General features: G+C 49.7%; 17 protein-coding genes. 14 read left to right on the plus strand and 3 right to left on the minus strand.

The window, feature by feature from the left end:
• The first annotated feature begins 84 nt into the window (after window positions 1–84).
• From BLS62_RS21740 to BLS62_RS21750, 3 genes are all read left to right on the plus strand, one after another.
• The gene (locus BLS62_RS21740; RefSeq protein WP_093185870.1) at window positions 85–897 is read left to right on the plus strand and encodes a hypothetical protein; all 813 of its coding nucleotides are present in this window, start codon (window positions 85–87) and stop codon (window positions 895–897) included.
• Between the two features lie 32 nt (window positions 898–929).
• Window positions 930–1,700 carry an ABC transporter ATP-binding protein gene (locus BLS62_RS21745; RefSeq protein WP_093185876.1) on the plus strand — a complete coding sequence of 257 codons (771 nt, stop codon included), beginning with the start codon at window positions 930–932 and terminating at the stop codon, window positions 1,698–1,700.
• Window positions 1,701–1,877: 177 nt separating this feature from the next.
• A complete protein-coding gene (locus tag BLS62_RS21750; protein ID WP_093185881.1) occupies window positions 1,878–2,405 on the plus strand; it encodes a MarR family transcriptional regulator in 528 nt (175 codons plus the stop codon).
• Between the two features lie 52 nt (window positions 2,406–2,457).
• Here BLS62_RS21750 and BLS62_RS21755 read toward each other — a convergent pair whose 3' ends face one another.
• Window positions 2,458–2,985 (minus strand): DinB family protein, encoded by a 528-nt coding sequence (locus tag BLS62_RS21755; RefSeq protein ID WP_093185886.1) that lies wholly within the window; start codon window positions 2,983–2,985, stop codon window positions 2,458–2,460.
• Window positions 2,986–3,181: 196 nt separating this feature from the next.
• Between BLS62_RS21755 and BLS62_RS21760 the strand changes: the two genes are divergently transcribed.
• The gene (locus tag BLS62_RS21760; protein ID WP_208991018.1) at window positions 3,182–4,255 is read left to right on the plus strand and encodes a LacI family DNA-binding transcriptional regulator; all 1,074 of its coding nucleotides are present in this window, start codon (window positions 3,182–3,184) and stop codon (window positions 4,253–4,255) included.
• A 639-nt stretch (window positions 4,256–4,894) separates the two neighbouring features.
• Window positions 4,895–5,341, plus strand: coding sequence for an AprI/Inh family metalloprotease inhibitor (locus tag BLS62_RS21765; RefSeq protein WP_093185891.1), 447 nt, complete (start codon window positions 4,895–4,897; stop codon window positions 5,339–5,341).
• On the opposite strand, the gene BLS62_RS21770 is transcribed toward BLS62_RS21765, so the two are convergent.
• Window positions 5,342–6,523, minus strand: coding sequence for a pyridoxal phosphate-dependent aminotransferase (locus BLS62_RS21770; RefSeq protein WP_093185896.1), 1,182 nt, complete (start codon window positions 6,521–6,523; stop codon window positions 5,342–5,344).
• A 245-nt stretch (window positions 6,524–6,768) separates the two neighbouring features.
• Between BLS62_RS21770 and BLS62_RS21775 the strand changes: the two genes are divergently transcribed.
• From BLS62_RS21775 to BLS62_RS21795, 5 genes are all read left to right on the plus strand, one after another.
• Entirely contained in the window at window positions 6,769–7,848 is a 1,080-nt protein-coding gene (locus BLS62_RS21775; protein ID WP_093185901.1) for a CobW family GTP-binding protein, read from the plus strand.
• A gap of 7 nt (window positions 7,849–7,855) precedes the next feature.
• Entirely contained in the window at window positions 7,856–8,833 is a 978-nt protein-coding gene (locus BLS62_RS21780) for a WD40 repeat domain-containing protein (RefSeq protein WP_093189387.1), read from the plus strand.
• Between the two features lie 19 nt (window positions 8,834–8,852).
• On the plus strand, window positions 8,853–9,362 hold the full coding sequence (locus BLS62_RS21785) for a DUF2937 family protein (protein ID WP_093185906.1): 510 nt from the start codon (window positions 8,853–8,855) through the stop codon (window positions 9,360–9,362).
• Between the two features lie 32 nt (window positions 9,363–9,394).
• A complete protein-coding gene (locus BLS62_RS21790) occupies window positions 9,395–9,757 on the plus strand; it encodes a hypothetical protein (protein ID WP_093185909.1) in 363 nt (120 codons plus the stop codon).
• 147 nt (window positions 9,758–9,904) lie between these two features.
• Window positions 9,905–10,846 carry a LysR family transcriptional regulator gene (locus BLS62_RS21795; protein WP_093185913.1) on the plus strand — a complete coding sequence of 314 codons (942 nt, stop codon included), beginning with the start codon at window positions 9,905–9,907 and terminating at the stop codon, window positions 10,844–10,846.
• A gap of 63 nt (window positions 10,847–10,909) precedes the next feature.
• On the opposite strand, the gene BLS62_RS21800 is transcribed toward BLS62_RS21795, so the two are convergent.
• Complete coding sequence (locus tag BLS62_RS21800) at window positions 10,910–11,998, minus strand: Glu/Leu/Phe/Val family dehydrogenase (protein WP_093185918.1); 1,089 nt, start codon at window positions 11,996–11,998, stop codon at window positions 10,910–10,912.
• Between the two features lie 230 nt (window positions 11,999–12,228).
• Here BLS62_RS21800 and BLS62_RS21805 point away from each other — a divergent pair, with 230 nt between their 5' ends.
• From BLS62_RS21805 to BLS62_RS21820, 4 genes are all read left to right on the plus strand, one after another.
• Window positions 12,229–14,076, plus strand: a complete 1,848-nt coding sequence (locus BLS62_RS21805) for a HoxN/HupN/NixA family nickel/cobalt transporter (RefSeq protein ID WP_093185923.1) — start codon at window positions 12,229–12,231, stop codon at window positions 14,074–14,076.
• A 713-nt stretch (window positions 14,077–14,789) separates the two neighbouring features.
• Complete coding sequence (locus BLS62_RS21810; RefSeq protein WP_093185928.1) at window positions 14,790–15,881, plus strand: TRAP transporter substrate-binding protein; 1,092 nt, start codon at window positions 14,790–14,792, stop codon at window positions 15,879–15,881.
• Between the two features lie 128 nt (window positions 15,882–16,009).
• The gene (locus tag BLS62_RS21815) at window positions 16,010–16,543 is read left to right on the plus strand and encodes a TRAP transporter small permease subunit (protein WP_093185933.1); all 534 of its coding nucleotides are present in this window, start codon (window positions 16,010–16,012) and stop codon (window positions 16,541–16,543) included.
• Between the two features lie 6 nt (window positions 16,544–16,549).
• Window positions 16,550–18,130, plus strand: coding sequence for a TRAP transporter large permease (locus tag BLS62_RS21820; protein ID WP_093185938.1), 1,581 nt, complete (start codon window positions 16,550–16,552; stop codon window positions 18,128–18,130).
• Window positions 18,131–18,479: the final 349 nt, after the last annotated feature.

The raw sequence follows: 18,479 nt of genomic DNA on the forward strand, positions 1-18,479 counted from the left end.
TGCACGGCGGCTTGGCTGGTGGCTCACATGTGCGTCTTCTTCTCGTCCTGAAAGGTGGCGAATAACAAGAAGGAGAAGCCACTTATGTTTTCTAAAACCACACGAAATAGATTGATTGGCGGTGTCGCGCTAACGCTTGCTGGGCTGATGGCAGGTGAGGCAGGCGCGGCCGGGGCCGTGCTACTAACAAAAGAAATATGCTCCAACCCAGCGGATATAATTGTTTCCCATTGGGCCGATAAAAACCACGGCGCAAAAGATGTCTACTTCATGAAATCCGCAGGGGCCGTGGCGAAAATTAATAGCGAAACAGATTTTAACGATCTGAAGAACGTGTTTGTATCTGCACATGGGTCAACTGTCAGCGTAGGTGGGATTGCCAATGCGGACTTTGCCAGTTTCTTTAAAGAAGCCCATGGGAGTACACCTGATGTTATGTTCTTTAGCAGTTGTAGTACTGGAAGTGGGAATGTCCGTAAGCTGCTAAACGATAAGTATAATCAAGATATTGGTTCCTTATACGGTCCACTTGGATCATGTGCGCTGGTTGGAAATGGCAGCCCTGATCTCACGACAGCAAAGAATTTATATAACGTGTCTCACTCAAATGGTGAGGACTTCCAAAAAGTAGTCGCCAACATCAATAAAATCTGGTCGGTTGATGGCGAATACAAAGACACCGGAAAAACCTGGAAAGCTGCATGTGCGGAGTTTGTCGATCCACTCAATGCAGAAAATCTTGCGGAATTCCATAATGCGGTCTACGAGGAATTTATGGTCAATGCCCAAACCGATGACGTTGACACCAGCCATAATTATGGTTTGCTGATAAAATGGAATAATGCAGGAACAGAATTTGATGTTTGTGGTGCTGACCATGAAGCCTGTACTAATTAGATAAACCAGACAAATGATGAGTACTTAGCAGGATGACCGCAATAAACTCCCCCCTCCTGTCCTTAAAGGCCATATCGAAGGCCTTTGAGAATGGAACAGTCGCGCTTAATGGGTTGGACCTTGATGTGAAGGCGGGGGAGTTTTTGAGCATTCTCGGGCCGTCAGGGTGTGGTAAGTCCACCATCCTGCGGCTCATTTCCGGTTTGGAAGAGCAAAGCTCCGGTGAAATTGTTCGCGCTGGTCAGGATGATATCGGTTTTGTGTTTCAGGAACCTACACTGCTGCCGTGGGGAACCGTTGCTGACAATGTCTACTGGCCGTTGAAGGTTAAAGGCGTTTCCAAGCAGGATGCGAAAGAGCGCGTTGAAGATGCTTTGGAGATGGTTGGGCTTTCCAGCTTTGCCAAGCATATGCCCTCAGAGCTTTCTGGCGGCATGAAGATGCGTGTTTCTATTGCACGCGCGCTTATTACAAAACCAAAGCTGTTGCTTATGGATGAGCCGTTTGCGGCACTTGATGAGATTACCCGAAATAAGCTGAATGACGATTTGCTGGATTTGAAGTCCAAGCATGATTGGACCATCCTGTTTGTGACCCACTCGGTTTATGAAAGCGTGTTTTTATCCTCCCGCATTGTGGTGATGGCTGCCCGTCCGGGTCGGATCACCTATGATATGTCGCTGAATGCGCCTTACCCTCGGTCTCGTGATTATCGGATGGCAACACAATACGCCTCTTATTGCCGTGAAGCGGTTGAGGCGTTGGAAGCTGCGATGGGTCACCACATGAAAGTGTCTGCGTGAGTGGTGGAGTCTCACTCAGTAGAACGGAAAGTGCTTAATCGCCTAAGAAATCTCATTAGGTCACTAAATAATCGCCGAACTGTCATCTGACTTATATATTCGGCGGCTATCACTGCTGTGCATTGCCAGTTTTTGGCGTTTTACGATGATTTGTATAGCAGCGAGATTTGCCAAACCATGAGTTTCAATTTTAAAAAAAGCACGACTTTTCGTCTTGCGCAAGCAGCGAAGGCGCAGCGCGCGCGTTCTGGGGCACATCTTTCACGAATTGGACTTCATCCCGGACAGGAAGCTGTTCTGAAGATTTTGAATGAAACTGATGGCAAGACCATGAGCCAGCTCGCTCTAGCGCTTGGTGTTCAGCCTCCGACTGTGACGAAGATGGTGACGCGGCTTGCTGCCCAAGGCTTGGTGTTCCGCAAAATCTCCGAGAAAGACGGGCGTTTGGCGCGGGTCTTTCTAACCGAAGAAGGACGTGCGCGTATCTTCCAGGTGGACCGGGCATGGAAGCGGCTTGAGAAAGAAGCGCTTGTTGGGTTGGACGACAAGGACCGCAAAAGGCTGCGCCGCTTGCTGCGTCAGGTAGAAAAGAACCTTTCTGCCAGCTTTGAAGATGATCCGGACTTGGAAGAAGAGCTGGAAGCTGACGCTCAAACAGCGGAAGCTCAAGTGGAAAAAGCAACTGAGTTAGAAGTTGCTGACTAGTCACTTGCTCGTTGGCCCGCACCGGTGGCGGGCCTTTGTGTGTTCTTCTGCCCTATGCGTCTTCACAGAGGAGAAGTAGGTCAGTATCGGGTGTATTGAGCCCGAATTGACTAAGAAGCGTTGTGATTTGACCTCTGTGGTGCGTTTGGTGGTTGAAGAAATGCAACACCAGATTACCAAAGTTTTTATTGGCTGGAATGCCCTTGGTGTTGGAGTAGGCGAGGGAACTTTCTGCTTGTAAGACCGTGATCTCACCTGCGAACTCTTCAATCATCGCGTCCAGTTTTTGCCGTGCTTTTGTCAACTCCTCCCAGTTTGTAAAGGGAATGGAGGTCAAAGCTGTTGGGTGCGGAAACTGGTCGAGATCTTTAAGGCTTTCATGGCCAATGGGATGGTCAGCAAAACGGCGTAACCAAATTAGATCTCCCACCATAATGTGATTGAGTGTTGCAAATACCGATTTGAAGAATGCGCCTCGATCTTCTTGTCGTTGCTTATCACTGAGTTGGCCCGCACACTCATAGAGCCGAGCATTCATCCAGGTGTTGTATTGAGCTAAGAGTTTGAACTCTGAGGACATATCGGGAAATTCTTTCGCGTGCTTATACCTAATCCTTAATGATATCGGCATGTTATGCGTTTCTTGCAAGAGATCAAAGCTTGAGATTTTGGAGTGAATCCTCTTTGTAGGCAGAGTGGAGGATTGCTATTTGCTGATACTGCTGCGCATAAGTGCTTAAGAATACGGGATGGATCCGGCTGGATATGCGAGGTAATTGGCATTGAACGGCACAGGTAAACCACTGAGATTAGGCGATCTTGCCGAGAAACTGGGTGTTTCGACGGCTACGGTTTCTTTGGCGTTGAGAGACTCTCCGCTAATTGCGAAAGCCACGCGTGCAAGGGTGAAAGCCTATGCCGAAGACGTGGGGTATATCTATAATCGCTCCGCTGCTTCTTTGAGGACATCTCAATCCAACATGATTGGTGTGGCGGTTCACGATATTCTCAATCCCTATTTTGCCGAGGTGTTTCGCGGGCTGGAAGAGACACTGGCAGAGCAAAACAAGACCATCCTGATCTGCAATCACCGGGATATGGTTGAGCGGCAGAAGAACTTTATCGACACATTGCTGCAGCACCGTGTCGATGGGCTTATCTTGTGTGCCTCTGTTGGCACGACGGACAAGGACATCAACGCCATTGTGCGGCAGGGTGTGCCTGTGACGTTGGTTTGCCGTGATGTTGCGGGGGCTGATGCCCCTTGTGTCCGCGGGGATGATTTTGTCGGGTCCTACCGGATTACCAAGCACCTGATTGAGCAGGGTCATCGGCAAATCGCGATGGTTGGCGGGCGGCGTGAAAGCTCTGCCGGGCGTGACCGCAACCGTGGCTGGCGATCTGCACTGGAAGATGCTGGCATTGATGTTGATGCGCAGCTGGATATTCCAGAGTTGATGACGCAGGATGACGGACGCTCTGTTGCCAAGCAGATTGTGCGAGCTGAGCCAAAGCCGAGCGCTGTTGTGTGTTTCAACGACCTTGTGGCGCTGGGCGTGATGAGTGCTGTTCGTCGGCTTGGTATTGAGCCGGGGCCAGAACTGGCGATTGTGGGTTACGATGATACCGATGGAACGGAAAATCGCAGCCCTGCTTTGACCACTGTGGATAATGGTGCGGGGACGATTGGGTTAAAAGCTGCAGAGCTCATGCTTGCGCAAATGGCGGGCGAAAAACCTAAGAATGACTTGATGTTAATTGAGCCCGTACTTCGTATTCGGGAGAGTGCTCCTCGACCTGGTGAGCGGCTGACACCTGTGGGCGGTTTGTGTGCTAATCCTGAGTTATAGACGCTGTACACATTCCGAGCATTAAACAACCGTGAAACTGCCTTATTGAAACCCTATGTTTACCAAGTCGCGTTTATCTATGTGGCTAGTTGTATTGCGTTGGGAGTTTCATGATGGTTAACTATCGTGGTAGTTTGGAAGACAGTAAAGACTTGAAGATGTTTGGCTTTTTTACTCTAGCCATGACCTGTATGGTCCTTCTCGTCGGCTGAATACTCCTATTCGACTCGCCTTTGTTTTTTTGAAGAGTGGAACGTCCTGACTAAAGCATTCTTTTGCTGCTGGCTGAAGGCTTAGGCTTTACCGATTCTGCAGTTCCATCCTTCCTTTTGAATTCACTATGCGTCGTTCTGTTTGGGAAGGAACTAGCAAAACCCGCTTTTGCCATGCTTGTTTTGGTATGGGATACACATGCCAGTGTGTATTCGGCATTCTATGTAAATAATAACTAGTATAAAATTATAGATATTTGATTAAATTGCCAGCATTCACAAGTAATTTCGATATTTGTTTTTGTGTTAAACGCATGAATAATTTATGTTTTTAGAGATGTTATCTTCGGGTTAATTTATAATTAACCTTGAGTTAACTGAATGAGTCGACTATCTCACATGTAAACATGTCCTGGAGGCTGTTCGTATGCGTGGGATTTTAAGAAAAACAATCTTGATTACTGGTAGTGTGCTCGCCATTGCTGGCTGGAGTTCGGTGCCGGGGAATGCCAGTGTAATTTCTGGTAGCTGGTCGATCTCTGATGCACTTTCATCTAAATCTTGCTCTGCTCAGTTAGGGTCAGACCCTGCTGCAAGCGGCTACGGCAATTCGTTTGAGACAGAAAATTGCCAAGGCATTTACGCACCAATCGCGAAAGCGACGGCGTGGCAGTGGAGCTATGAAGATGGCTTATCGCTGCTGGATGCAGATGGTGAGATTGTGCTGCAGTTTGATATTGATGAGCTGGATGGTCTGACCTCTGTTGGCCTTTCTTCGCTGTTCCTTGTCATGCAACCAGATCATCGAGAAAGCAAAGCATCAGACCTTTCCGAGCTGATTGAAAAAGCTGTTGTGGTGACAGCGCAGCGCTGATTAAGACGCTTTGTGGGTACTTAGGAACTCGCTCACGCGGCCTAGTGCGCGTGAGATGTTCTCCTCTGAATTCGCGTAGGAGAACCGCAGGTATCCTTCTCCAAGTACCCCAAAATCTGGTCCGCCAACGAGTGCGACGCCTGCCTCTTCCAGGAGAGCTGAGGCCAGTGGTTTGGCTTGCCAGCCTGTTTCTTTGATGTTGGGGAAAGCGTAGAATGCGCCTTTGGGTGTTTTGCATGAGATGCCAGGTAGATCGTTCAAGCCCTGCACCACCAGCTTCCGCCGCTTATCAAAAGCCAACATCATGTGGTCGACAGCGTCCTGAGGGCCGTTGATTGCAGCAATGCCTGCATATTGGCTTGGAGTGTTGACGCAGGACCAGCAGTTCACGGCAAGCTTGCGGGCTTTATCAATGAGAGATGCGGGCCAAACAGAATATCCCATCCGCCAGCCTGTCATTGCCCATGTTTTGGACCATCCATTGAGCAGGATCAGTTGATCCTTGAGCTGTTCAAACTCCAGCAGGGACGTGTGCCCCAGCCCGTCATAGGTCATGCGTGAATAGATCTCATCGGAGAGTACGGGTAGGTTGGGGTGGTTCTCCAAGCCCTTCACCAGCTTTTCAATCTCAGTGCGTGGTGTGACGCCGCCAGTCGGGTTGGCGGGGGAGTTGAGGATAAGCAGGGCGGTGCGCTTGTTGATCAGGTTGAGGGTTTCTTCAGCTGAAAAGGCGAAGTCATTTTCCTCACGGATTGGCACTGGAATTGGAGTTGCGCCCGTAAACTCGATCATAGAGCGGTAGATTGGAAAGCCGGGATCGGGATACAGGATCTCTTTGCCCGGTTCGCCAAACATCAGGATTGCCATGAACATGGTGACTTTGCCACCGGGCACGACCATTACGTTATCTGGCGAGACAGAGGTGCCGGTTTGTTTGTGTAGGCTGGCGGCAATGGTTTCTCTCAGCGGAAGTATGCCGTTTGCGCTGGTATAACCGTGATGACCATCGCGCAGCGCTTTAACAGCGGCTTCTACGATGTGCTCCGGTGTTTTGAAATCTGGCTGCCCGATGCCAAGATTGATGATATCCCGGCCTTGTTCTGAGAGCGCTGTTGCCCGCGCAAGGACTGAAAATGCGTTCTCATCGCCAATGCGATCAAACGCTCCTACGGTTTTCAGCATGTTCAGTTCCCTCCCGAAGCATCATGATAGTGATTGATACTAGTCCTAGAGGAATTCCGAGTGCTTCACTCATGTGGAATTCTCAGGATAATCTAGAGATAACGCAAACTGAACTGCGGATATTTCGATTAGGTGCAAAGAAGTGGAGTGCTAACCCTTTTGCTGGCAGAGCAACTGTCTATATTGAGGGCATGAGATTAATGTGCCAGCTGATAGCAAGAGCACACCCATCCAAGGAGACGTAAATGTCTGAGGCTGCTGATGGCCGTATCCCTGTTACCGTGCTGACCGGATATCTGGGCGCAGGTAAAACCACGCTGCTCAACCGTATTCTGAGCGAAAATCACGGCACTCGTTATGCTGTGATCGTCAATGAATTTGGTGAAATTGGCATTGATAACGACCTTCTCGTTGAGTCCGACGAAGAGGTTTATGAAATGAACAACGGCTGTATCTGCTGTACAGTTCGTGGTGATTTGATCCGTACCGTTGAGAACCTGATGAAGCGTAAGGGCGCTTTTGATGCGATCATCGTAGAGACAACCGGTGTGGCTGATCCGGCTCCTGTCGCGCAGACCTTCTTCATGGATGATGATGTGCGCGCCGCTGCCAAGCTTGATGCTGTGGTGGCTGTTGTTGATGCGCGTCATGTGCTGCTGCGTTTGAAAGACACAGATGAAGCTGAAGACCAGATTGCGTTTTCTGATGTGATTTTGCTGAATAAGGTCGATCTTGTTTCCGCAGAAGAGCTGGCTGGTGTTGAAGCGGCTATTCGCAAGATCAATCCGTATGCGAAACTGCACCACACCGAACGGTGTCAAATTGCTATTTCTGATGTGTTGGACCGGGGTGCGTTTGCGCTGGACCGCATCCTTGACCTTGATCCTGAATTTCTTAAAAAAGCAGAGCATGTTCACGACCATGAGCATGGGCATCACCATCATGGTCACGATCACAAACATGAGCACGGCCATGCTGACCACGAATGTGGCGCGGATTGCGATCATGACCACGGCCCTGAGGATACACATTCTGTGAAGTCTTTCTCCTTTACGGCTGGTGATCTGGATTCAAAGGTCTTCTTCGACTGGATTAATCAGGTTACGCAGGTTCAGGGGCCGAACATTTTGCGGATGAAGGGTATTTTATCCTTCAAGGATGATCCGCAGCGCTATGTGGTGCAAGGCATTCATATGATTGTTGAAGGCAACCACCAACGGGATTGGAAAGAGGACGAAAAGCGTGAAAGCCGTATCGTCTTTATCGGTCGCGAATTGGATGGTGCTGCGCTGAAAATTGCGTTTGATGCATGTGTGGCGGAGTAAGACGACTGTGGCTGTAATTGCTCCTTTAGATATTGATGGTTTTGTTGTTTCTGCTCACTTTCTGGGTGATGTTGCCGCTTTTGCAAGCGGTGAAGGCTCCGTCTTTTTTGCAGGTGGATCTGAGACTCAAACTCCGGTTCACAAAAACGGTTTGCTGTGTGCGACCCCAACACAGGACGGCTCTGCGTTGGTGACCGGTGGTGGTGATGGTCGTATATGCAAAGTGAAGGCGGATGGCAGCGTTGAAGAACTCGCTGAACAGCCGCGTAAATGGATCGACATTATCGCGACTGGCCCACAGGACAGCGTGGCCTATGCCTCTGGCCGGACGGCGTGGGTGCGTCTGAAGACTGGTGAGATCAAAGAGTTTCAGCTGCAACGTGCCTTTGCTGGGTTGACGTTTGCTCCAAAAGGGATGCGCCTTGCGGCAGCGCGCTATGATGGTGTGACGCTGTTTTGGGTGAATGCGGCTGGTGACCCTCAGGAACTCAGCTGGAAGGGTGCTCATAGCGGCGTCTGTTACTCTCCAGATGGCAAGTACCTTGTGACCACCATGCAGGAAAATGCGTTGCATGGCTGGCGTCTGGCAGACAGTCAGGACATGCGCATGACCGGGTATCCGGGCAAGGTGAAGTCCATCAGCTGGTCAGCCAAGAATAAATATCTGGCAACTTCCGGGGCTCAAGCGGCAATCCTGTGGCCTTTCACGGGTAAAAGCGGTCCTATGGGGCAGGCTCCGTTGGAGCTGGGTACGCGTGGTGACAGCATGGTGACGTTTGTGAGTTGTCATCCAAAGGAAGACATGGTGGCGATTGGCTATCAGGACGGCATGATTATGGCTGTGCGGTTCCATGACAATGCAGAAATATTGCTGCGTCGTCCGGGGGCTGGTCCTGTTTCTGCACTTGCGTGGGACAAAAAAGGCAACCGTCTGGCTTTCGGGACTGAAGAAGGTGCTGCCGGAGTGATCACTCTAGTAGACTAAGAGGCGAGAGGGGATCGTGATGATGTTTGCAAGAGTTCTGACGCTTGGCATTGCACTTATAAGCGGCACTGCGACCTCTCAATTGCCTGAGTTTGCTCAGCAATACCGCCAGCGCATGGGTGGTGCTATCGATGCGCTGGAAGAAGTGAAAGCCGATTTCGAAGCGGATGCAGCAACAACAAGCCGAAGTGTGACGTTAGCTCTTGAGCATATGTCTCAAAGCGGCGACAATTTTGTGCAGCTGCGTGGACAAAGCATTGAACGGTCCCTAGACCGACTGGGTGCTCTCAAAGACCAACAGTTTTCCATGGCGTCTGCTGCTGCGTTTGAGCGGGTTTGGATTTTTGTAAAAGAGCCGGACATCAAGCTCTCGCAAGCGACATGGGATGACTTTGAACCTGCTGTACCTGTAACCGTAGAAGGTGGGGTGTTAGCAGCGCTCGGCTTTGCTACTGGCTTGTTCTTGTTGCGGCTAACTGGTGTTGTTGGGCGCGTAAGACGTCGGCGGGTGCATCAGAGAAGGGCCTGATTTAGTTTCTAATTAATCATCAGGGGTATGCGGTGAACCTATTGTTTCTAAGCGCTTTTTTTGCATTACTTCCACAAGTTGTGTCAAGCCGTAAGGCGCTGCTGATTCTTGAATTGCTCATTGGCTTACCAATTTTGCTTTTAAATTGGTACGAATTTGAAGCAATTGGAAGTATCTCATATCTCTTGCCTAAACTACCGCAAGGAGCTTTGTTGCTGTTTGCTTCACTCTTTCATGTTGGTGTGCTGGTTCGGTTTGTAGGTGTTTATTATGAAGGCAAAATTTCGAGACTAGAAGCGTTTATGTTAGAGCTGATTGGAATCCTTATGATTTTAGTAGTGTACATATCCTATGCCTTTGGGCGATATTATCAAGAAATTGGTTATATTAGGTAATGGCTTAGGCTAGAATTTACTTAAGAGTTCCATTTGTTCAACCCACTGCTTGTTCCAGGGATTACCTGATTAAGGCAGTCAATCTGAATTCGCTTTCTTTGACCTTAGCTGATACTGAACCTTCTCTGCTATCTTGGAGAAAATACGATGGATTCCATCACACGAATTAGATGTTTCTTGCAGGTGGTAGAGAGCGGCGGCTTTTCTGCTGCGGCGCGGGACATGGGACGTTCTAAGGCTCTGATCTCCAAATATGTGAGCGAGCTGGAAGACGAGCTGGGTGTGCGATTGCTCAACCGCACCACGCGCCAAATCTCTCTGACAGAGGTTGGTGAGGCTTATTTTCGGGAAGCGGGCGAGCTTCTACAGCGGTTTGATGAGCTGAAAGATGCTGTCCAGCAGGATCACCGTGAAGTGCGGGGCCGGTTGCGTTTGAGTGCACCGAGGTCTTTCTCCGAGGCCATGCTTGGTCAGGTGCTCGCCTCGTTCCTGCAAGAACATCCGCGCGTTGAGCTGGACATCGAGATGGAAGACCGTTTCGTTGATATTGTTGAAGAAGGATATGATGTTGCTATCCGCGTGGCGGAGCTGGAAGATTCCAGCCTGATTGCGCGTAAAATCCGTGATGTGCGCGTTTTGGTGTGTGCATCACCTGCCTATTGGGAGGCACATGGCATACCGGAGACGCCTTCAGATTTGTCCGCCATGCCTTGCATCATTGATACGAACTACAAATTCAAAGCCAATTGGGGCTTTAAGGTTGATGGGACCCGTAGTTCTGTTGCGGTGACTGGTCCTATGCATGTGAACAGTGCCAAAACTGCTGTGGCTGCGGCTCTTGCAGGGCTTGGTGCTGTACGCTTGCCGATCTTTTATGTGCTGGATGAGATTGAGCGGGGGGCATTGATCCCCGTCCTGGAAGACTATGAGTTGCCTGGGCCTGCAATGTATGCGGTTTATCCGCATCGCCGACATCTCTCGGCAAAAGTGCGCGCTTTCGTGGATTATATGGTGGCCTGGCATAAGAAGTTGGAGCAACGCGGTGACTGCCCCAAACTCCTTGATGGGCCTTTGCCGAAGGATCTATAAAACAGTTTGTTTTCAAGCTGCCTTATCTCCCTTCAGCGTCTTTTAGCTGGTGCGAGGCCTTGTTCAGGCTGGATTGTGGTGATGCTGGAAACGTTCCTCGGCCAACTCATCTGCGATGAGGTTAGTGGGGCGGTTTTCGGCATCTGCACGCTGGAAGATCTGAGAGAGCGTGTTGCCAATTGCCAAAGTCTTTTGGCGCACGATTGCATCAGATGCTCCCGGCTCACCGAGCGCAATAGAGATTACGCCGCCAGCGTTGATGGCATAATCTGGTGCATAGAGAATTCCGCGCTTCATCAACGCTTCTCCGTCTGCAGGTGTTTCCAACTGATTGTTGGCTGCACCTGCAACCACAGCAGCTTTTAGCTCTGGAATAGTGTCTGCATTTAAACCACCGCCAAGAGCGCACGGGGCGAAGATATCGGCTTCCACCAGATGTGCTTCATCCGGGGTGACAGCCCTCGCGCCGAGTTCTTCAATAGCTCGTTTGACTGCTGGCTCGTATATGTCGGAGACAATGAGCTTTGCGCCTGCTTCGTGCAGCTGACGAGCGACATCATATCCCACATGCCCGAGGCCTTTGAGGGATACTGTAAGGCCTGCTAAGTCATCTGAGCCGAACTTATGCTTGGCTGCGGCACGAATGCCAACGAAGGTTCCCAATGCAGTGTATGGAGATGGGTCACCGAAGCCAGTTGCATCCGTCCCGCGCGCGAACTGTGTCTGGCTGCTGATGATTTCCATATCGTCGGGGCTGATGCCAACATCTTCTGCTGTGATATAGCTGCCGGCCAAGCGGTTAATGTGGCGTCCGAATGCCCTGAAAAGCTCTGGTGTTTTGTCAGTACGAGGATTGGCGATGATGACGGACTTGCCGCCACCCAATGCCAGATCAGCCAGTGCGTTTTTGTAGGTCATGCCTTTAGAAAGGCGAAGGACATCGGTTAGCGCTTCATTTGCACTCGTGTAGTTCCACATTCGGCATCCGCCGAGACCGGGGCCGCGGTTGGTGTTGTGAACCGCGATAATCGCTTTCAGGCCTGTCGCGTTGTCCGTTGCAAATACGATTTGCTCGTGGCCAGCGAATTCAGGATGGTCCAATGGGGTCATGTGGGTGTCTATCGTTATCTTGCTGTGCAATGGAGCGTTCATTCAGCCCTCCCAAACGAAATTGAACAAGAAGCATTGCTGGGATAATGGTTTATTCCTAAAGCAATATCCGGTTTATTTCGTAGGTGCAGACCATCGGTTTCGGAAAAAATATCCGGTAGACTCTCAATACTAGGAAAAACCTATCTTATGGGCTTCAATAAATGGGTCTTGAATTTGTCGTTATTTTATTACACTTGTGGGGTCGGGCTCTCATATAGTGTTTAGGTATCATGTCTCACAAACTCCTCCGGTGTTTGGCAACTGTTTATTTGTTGCTTGTATTTGTGTTACCGCCTCAGCCGGTTGCAGCGCATCCGCATGTTTTTGTGCAAGCACATGCAGAGTTGATTTTCGATGATGACGGATACCTGACACACATTCGGCATACTTGGTTGTTTGACGATTTATATACCGCCTATGCAATTCAGGGTTTGGATGCCAACAAAAATGGTTTGTTTGAGGAAAGCGAGCTTACCGGTTTAGCTGCCGTGAACATTCAGGGCTTGGGTGAGTATGGGTATTTCACGTTCGGTGATGATACGCGAACGGAGTTGGACTTTTCAAAGCCGTTTGAGCCATCCATGACTATGAACGCTATTCCTTTTGATGATTATTGGCTGATCAGTGAGGAAGACCGACGGGCAATTGCCGAGGATATTGCAGCTGGGCGCAGTTCTCCTGAAACGAGACCTGTTTCGCTTGTTGAGCTGAGTTTCACCCTTCCACTCAAAGAAAAGGTCAGGGCAGATAAGCCCCTCACAATCGATGTTTACGACCCGACCTATTACATAGATTTCAAATGGCCAAAGAATGGTGTTGCAGTCACGCTCAGGAATGCCCCGGAAACGTGCTCGACTGAGCTGGTGCATCCACCTGAGTTGGATGGTCAAATAGCTGCCCAGCTGGCAACCATTGGAGCAGACCAACGGCAGGTTCCCGAGGAGTTGGAGAGTTTTACGCAATCCTTGGTTAATCAGGTGATTGTAACTTGCGAAGGTGTGCTTCCTGCTGTTGATGTTTCCGGCAGTTCCAACGATCCTGCGTCAACCTTAGATAATGAAGCTGCAAAGACGGCAGAGGCTGCTGTTGCTGCGCTCGCAATGGGTGGTGATCCTATTGCTCTTTCCTCTGTTGAGAATGTTGAAAACACTCAAGATGTAGACATTGAGCTGCGGTCTAATGAGCCAAACATTTTTGCAAGGGGTCTGGCGACGATCACACGCATGCAGAATGAATTTTATCTAAAATTAACCAGTGCATTGCGGAACTTCCGCAGCAGTCCTAATGCGGGTTGGTTGCTGCTGATGATCAGCTTTGCCTATGGTGTTTTCCATGCAGCAGGACCGGGACACGGGAAGGCTGTCATCTCTTCCTATGTGATCGCGGATAAGCAGACCCTTAAGAAGGGGATCATGCTTTCCTTCGCTTCCGCCTTCGCGCAGGCTGTTACCGCAATTGTGCTTGTTGGTGGCGCAGGGGTGTTGCTTCATTTGACCAGTACGGCGATCAGTTCGACAGCCCGATGGTTTGAGCTTGGCTCGTATGTGCTGGTAATTCTGCTTGGGCTCTACATGGTTTGGCAGCGTATTCTTAAGCCGTGGTTTAGAAAGAAGCCTGCATCCGCTTGCGGGCATTCGCATGCTCATCACTCTCATGACCTAGAGGTTCAGGGTGAGGTTTGCTCAAGTTGTGGGCACTCGCATGCTCCAGACCCTAAGATGGTTCAGGGTACAGCAATTACTCTCACAAGCATCTGGTCCATCATACTTGCTGTTGGTTTGCGGCCTTGCACAGGTGCGCTGATCGTACTCGCCTTTTCGTTTTCGCAGGGACTGGTATGGGTTGGCGTAGCGTCAACGCTTGTGATGGCACTGGGAACGGGCATAACCGTTTCAATTCTGGCGAGTTTGGCCGTTCTTTCTCGTGACGTGGCACTGCGTATCTGGGGAGTTGAAAGTAGAGCTGGTGGTATCATTTTGCACGGATTTGAGGTGGTTGGTGCGTTGACCATTTTGGTGATGGGAACATTGATGCTGATTGCAGGTTTGAACGGCGGGGCAACAGCCGGCTTGTTCTAGGCTTTTGGCAATAATTTTAAGAATCGCTGGCCTGAATGAGTGAGAAATTTTCCGTAGTTGCTATTTCACTGGCCTGAAACGAAGAAAATCGCGCTATCATTAATACACGAACGTGTATGGTTTGCCCGTTCGTGTCCTACCTAAGTTTCGGAAAAGTTCTGGAGCGTAATTGTATTTCAGCAATAGCGGAATCAATCAGTAGTTTTCCAAGTTAGTGATGATGGGATTTGCTCTGATATCTGAAATACTCAGCTGGATATTGCCTCGCGAAATCTATTGGTTTGTTAGGTTAATTTATGCTAAATTATTGTATATTAAGATGTTATAGTGATAGATCGCAGTAGTTGCTCGGTATCTGTTGCTGTCTGGTTGCTCCCATTCAGGTCAAACCTTCCCGCTTATTACCGTTGAAATATAAATGATAGTTCATGTTAGTTTTGGGCGCATTATTAGCTTCGGACGGAGGATTTCTTTAAAATATTTCAGCGCTTACGCCACGGGTTATTTCGCCAGAAGAGGTAGAAGTTACATTAGGTAAGCGGATCCTAGAGTTATTAGTTTGTCCAATAGGGTATAGATTTCCTTGTATTTTCACGTAGTTTTTGGGTTATAAGATGTTGGTCATGTTGTTGCGGAGGCCTCGAAGATTGAGGGCAAGCTCTGTGAAAACATAAAAGAGATGTGATTTTAGAAGCTCTTGGGAGGAGTTTTCGATGGACCGCCGTAGTTTTCTGAAAAAAGCTGGCTTAGCAGCAGGCGCAACCGCTGGCGCAGCAACACTTGCAGCACCTGCTCTTGCATCTGGTAAACGCGAACTGAAAATGGTCACCACCTGGCCAAAGAACTTCCCTGGTCTCGGCGTCGGTGCTCAGCGTATTGCTGACCGTATCACTGCTGCAAGTGAAGGCCAGTTGACCATTAAGCTTTATGCCGCTGGTGAACTTGTTCCTGCATTTGAGAGCTTCGATGCTGTTTCTAATGGTACTGCTGATATGTACCATGCTGCTGATTACTACTGGCTCGGCAAGCATAAAGCATTCGGTTTCTTCACTGCTGTGCCAATGGGCATGACAGCTGCTGAGCTGGAAGCATGGATGCACTTCGGTGGTGGCCAGCAGCTTTGGGATGAGCTCGCAGGTCAGTTCAACGTTAAGTCTTTCCTTGCAGGTAACACAGGCCTTCAGGCTGGTGGCTGGTTCAACAAAGAGATCAACTCTTTGGAAGACCTCAAAGGCCTGAAAATGCGTATGCCGGGTCTTGGTGGTGAAGTTCTTCGCCGTCTTGGTGCATCTGCTGTTGCGCTTCCAGGTTCTGAAATCTTCCCTGCAATGCAGTCTGGCGCAATTGATGCGACTGAGTGGGTTGGTGCATGGAACGATATGGCATTTGGCTTCTACAAAGTTGCTAAATACTACTACACCAAAGGTTTCCATGAGCCAGGCGCTGGTCTTTCCTTCGGCATGAATAAGGGCGTTTGGGAAAGCTTCACTCCTGGTCAGCAGGAGCTGGTTCGCTCTGCATGTATGGCTGAGAACAACTACATGTTCGCAGAATACAACCACAACAACGGTGCAGCTCTGGAAGTTCTGCTCACCAAGCACAAAGTTCAGGTTCGTGATTTCTCTGACGACGTGTTTGATGCAATTGGCCGTAAGGCTGAAGAAGTTGTTGCTGAAGTTGCTGAGATTGATGACCTGTCCAAGCGCATCTACGAAAGCTACCTTAAGTCTCGGAAAGATACCTCTGCATGGTCCAGCCTTGCTGAGCGTAACTACCTGACGGCTCGCGATCGTATCCTGGGCTAATATTGCTTTGAACTGTTGCAGCTCTCCGCAGTCCTTGCGGGGAGCTTTTCTTTTAAAATTTCTATCCCGGCCTTGGGGCCCAATAATAAATCCTAGTGGCTTGGTTCAGAACAACTGATGAGGCGGGCATGCGCGCGCTTATGAACCTGATTAATTCAGTCAACAGCAGCATCGGTAAGAGCTGCGCCTGGCTGTCTCTGGGCATTGTTCTTGTCCAGTTCACCGTTGTGGTGATGAGATACGTTTTCGGTATCGGCTCCATTTGGATGCAAGAATCCATCACGTACATGCACGGTTTCCTGTTTATGTTGGCAGCAGCTTATACGCTTAGCGTTGATGGGCATGTGCGTGTTGATATTTTCTACCGTGATGCCAAGCCACGTACGAAGGCTTTGGTCGATCTGATGGGTTCGATCCTGTTCCTTATTCCGATGTGTGCTGTGATCTTCTACTGGTCCTGGGGGTACGTCGTCAGTTCATGGTTGATCTTGGAAGGGTCTCAGGAAGCCTCCGGCATTCAGGGACGTTTTCTCCTTAAGAGTGCGATTATAGGATTTGCTGTTCTCGTAAGCCTTCAAGGTGTTGCCATTATTATTCGGAGTATTCTTGCCCTTGGCGGTGACAAGGAAGCATTGAACTCTTTCCGACAGATTCAGGAGTAAGCGGAGATGGATGGAATTCTTCATACTCTTGATATTTTGATGTTTGCCGTTGCCTGTATTTGTTTGCTTGCAGGCTTCCCGGTTGCCTTTACACTTGCTGGTGTTGCGCTCATTTTCGCTCTGATTGCAACGTTTTTCGGGGGTAGTGTTACTCTTGGGGCAATCCCGAGCCGAATTTTCGGCACCATGTCCAATGAGACTTTGATTGCCGTTCCGCTCTTCATCTTCATGGGTGTTATGCTGGAACGCTCCAAGGTTGCGGAAGAACTTCTGGAAACAATGGGCCGCTTGTTCGGTCGTATGCCCGGTGGTCTTGGTCTTTCTGTTACTATTGTGGGCGCGTTGCTTGCAGCTTCTACAGGTATCGTAGGCGCAACAGTGGTGACCATGGGTCTTCTATCGCTGCCGACCATGCTGCGTAATGGCTATTGCCCACGCCTTGCTTGTGGCTCCATCGCAGCTTCGGGCACTCTGGGGCAGATTATTCCGCCTTCAATTGTGCTCGTGTTCCTGGCTGACCAGTTGTCCAACGGTTACCAGCTTGCACAGCGTGAGATGGGTAACTTTGCTCCAGACCCATTCTCAGTCGGTGACTTGTTTGCCGGTGCGCTTCTTCCCGGTTTGGCGCTTGTTGGTATGTATATTGCGTATCAGCTGTTCGTTGCGTTTACGCAGCCGCACAAAGCTCCGCCAATGCGGGATGATGGGTCTGCAGGTCCTGGTTTCAGCCAGATCCTTCATGCTCTTGTGCCGCCAATTGCGCTTATTATTGCTGTGCTTGGCTCTATTCTTGTGGGTATTGCCACGCCGACGGAAGCAGCAGCCGTTGGTGCTGTGGGTGCGTTGTTGCTGGCTGGCTACCGCATGGACGAGACGAAACCCTGGCCGGTGTATATGGCTGTGCTGTCTCTTGCGGTTATGCTTACGCTGACATCCTATATGGATCTACGCGTTGCTCGTAACGAGATCCCTACGGGGGATATGATTGGTATCTGGGCTGCTGGTCTGGCTTGTGCGACGCTGGCCTATGGTATGCTGGTTTCACTTTACCGCGTGTTTACCCGTGATGTCCTCGTTCCTGTGATGGAGTCTACGACCAAGATCACGTGTATGGTGTTTGTGATCCTGATCGGCGCGACGTTCTTCTCCCTGATCTTCCGTGATCTGGGTGGTGAGGAGCTCGTTCGTGATGCTTTGACAGACCTTCCAGGTGGCGCAATGGGCGCTGTGATTGCCGTGATGCTCGTCATGTTCGTCCTTGGCTTCTTCCTGGACTTCCTGGAAATTGTATTCGTGGTTGTTCCTCTGGTTGCTCCTGTTCTGTTGCAACTTGAGATGCCTAACGGTGAACCTATGAGCCCGGCATGGCTTGGTGTGATGATGGCTGTGAACCTTCAAACATCCTTCCTGACGCCGCCGTTCGGGTTTGCGCTGTTTTACTTGCGTGGGGTTGCTCCGCCATCGATTAAAACAACGGATATCTACTTGGGTATCATCCCGTTCGTGCTCATTCAGCTGTCTATGCTGGCTATCCTATGGTTCTTCCCAGAACTTGCGACGTGGTTGCCAAAAGTGATCTATGGCTAAAGTATTAATAGCTTAGTATTTGTAAGGGGCGCGAGTATTCGCGCCCCTTTTTTGTTGCAGTGCGGCTAGTTCAAACCAGTGATTCGTTTTCGGCTTAGTCCAATGTTCTACAAAAGGAATTGAAACCTAATCAAAGGTATTGTGGCTCAGTTTACCTAGTGTATCTCGCGTGTGCGCCATGAATAGTTGGCATGTATACCTTAGTATAGACATTTTTTTATGTAACCTATTGAAATATCACTGTTTTGCATTGCACAATTGTAATAGGTTGCATTGCGCAACGAATAAAACCGTTAAAAAAACTTCAGTATCTTGCTAGAACTTAACTCAGGGAGGAACTTGCAGGTGA

Origin of the sequence: Pseudovibrio sp. Tun.PSC04-5.I4 (assembly GCF_900104145.1) — a bacterium.
Classification (GTDB): Bacteria; Pseudomonadota; Alphaproteobacteria; order Rhizobiales; family Stappiaceae; genus Pseudovibrio.

What these genes read in the sequence shown, in the direction of transcription:
- BLS62_RS21755 (WP_093185886.1), bottom strand. Translation starts at nt 2,985, where the DNA reads ATGTCCTCAGAGTTCAAACTCTTAGCTCAATACAACACCTGGATGAAT.
- BLS62_RS21770 (WP_093185896.1), bottom strand. Translation starts at nt 6,523, where the DNA reads ATGCTGAAAACCGTAGGAGCGTTTGATCGCATTGGCGATGAGAACGCA.
- BLS62_RS21805 (WP_093185923.1), top strand. Translation starts at nt 12,229, where the DNA reads ATGTCTCACAAACTCCTCCGGTGTTTGGCAACTGTTTATTTGTTGCTT.
- BLS62_RS21775 (WP_093185901.1), top strand. Translation starts at nt 6,769, where the DNA reads ATGTCTGAGGCTGCTGATGGCCGTATCCCTGTTACCGTGCTGACCGGA.
- BLS62_RS21745 (WP_093185876.1), top strand. Translation starts at nt 930, where the DNA reads ATGACCGCAATAAACTCCCCCCTCCTGTCCTTAAAGGCCATATCGAAG.
- BLS62_RS21815 (WP_093185933.1), top strand. Translation starts at nt 16,010, where the DNA reads ATGCGCGCGCTTATGAACCTGATTAATTCAGTCAACAGCAGCATCGGT.
- BLS62_RS21765 (WP_093185891.1), top strand. Translation starts at nt 4,895, where the DNA reads ATGCGTGGGATTTTAAGAAAAACAATCTTGATTACTGGTAGTGTGCTC.
- BLS62_RS21795 (WP_093185913.1), top strand. Translation starts at nt 9,905, where the DNA reads ATGGATTCCATCACACGAATTAGATGTTTCTTGCAGGTGGTAGAGAGC.
- BLS62_RS21820 (WP_093185938.1), top strand. Translation starts at nt 16,550, where the DNA reads ATGGATGGAATTCTTCATACTCTTGATATTTTGATGTTTGCCGTTGCC.
- BLS62_RS21810 (WP_093185928.1), top strand. Translation starts at nt 14,790, where the DNA reads ATGGACCGCCGTAGTTTTCTGAAAAAAGCTGGCTTAGCAGCAGGCGCA.
- BLS62_RS21785 (WP_093185906.1), top strand. Translation starts at nt 8,853, where the DNA reads ATGATGTTTGCAAGAGTTCTGACGCTTGGCATTGCACTTATAAGCGGC.
- BLS62_RS21740 (WP_093185870.1), top strand. Translation starts at nt 85, where the DNA reads ATGTTTTCTAAAACCACACGAAATAGATTGATTGGCGGTGTCGCGCTA.
- BLS62_RS21800 (WP_093185918.1), bottom strand. Translation starts at nt 11,998, where the DNA reads ATGAACGCTCCATTGCACAGCAAGATAACGATAGACACCCACATGACC.
- BLS62_RS21750 (WP_093185881.1), top strand. Translation starts at nt 1,878, where the DNA reads ATGAGTTTCAATTTTAAAAAAAGCACGACTTTTCGTCTTGCGCAAGCA.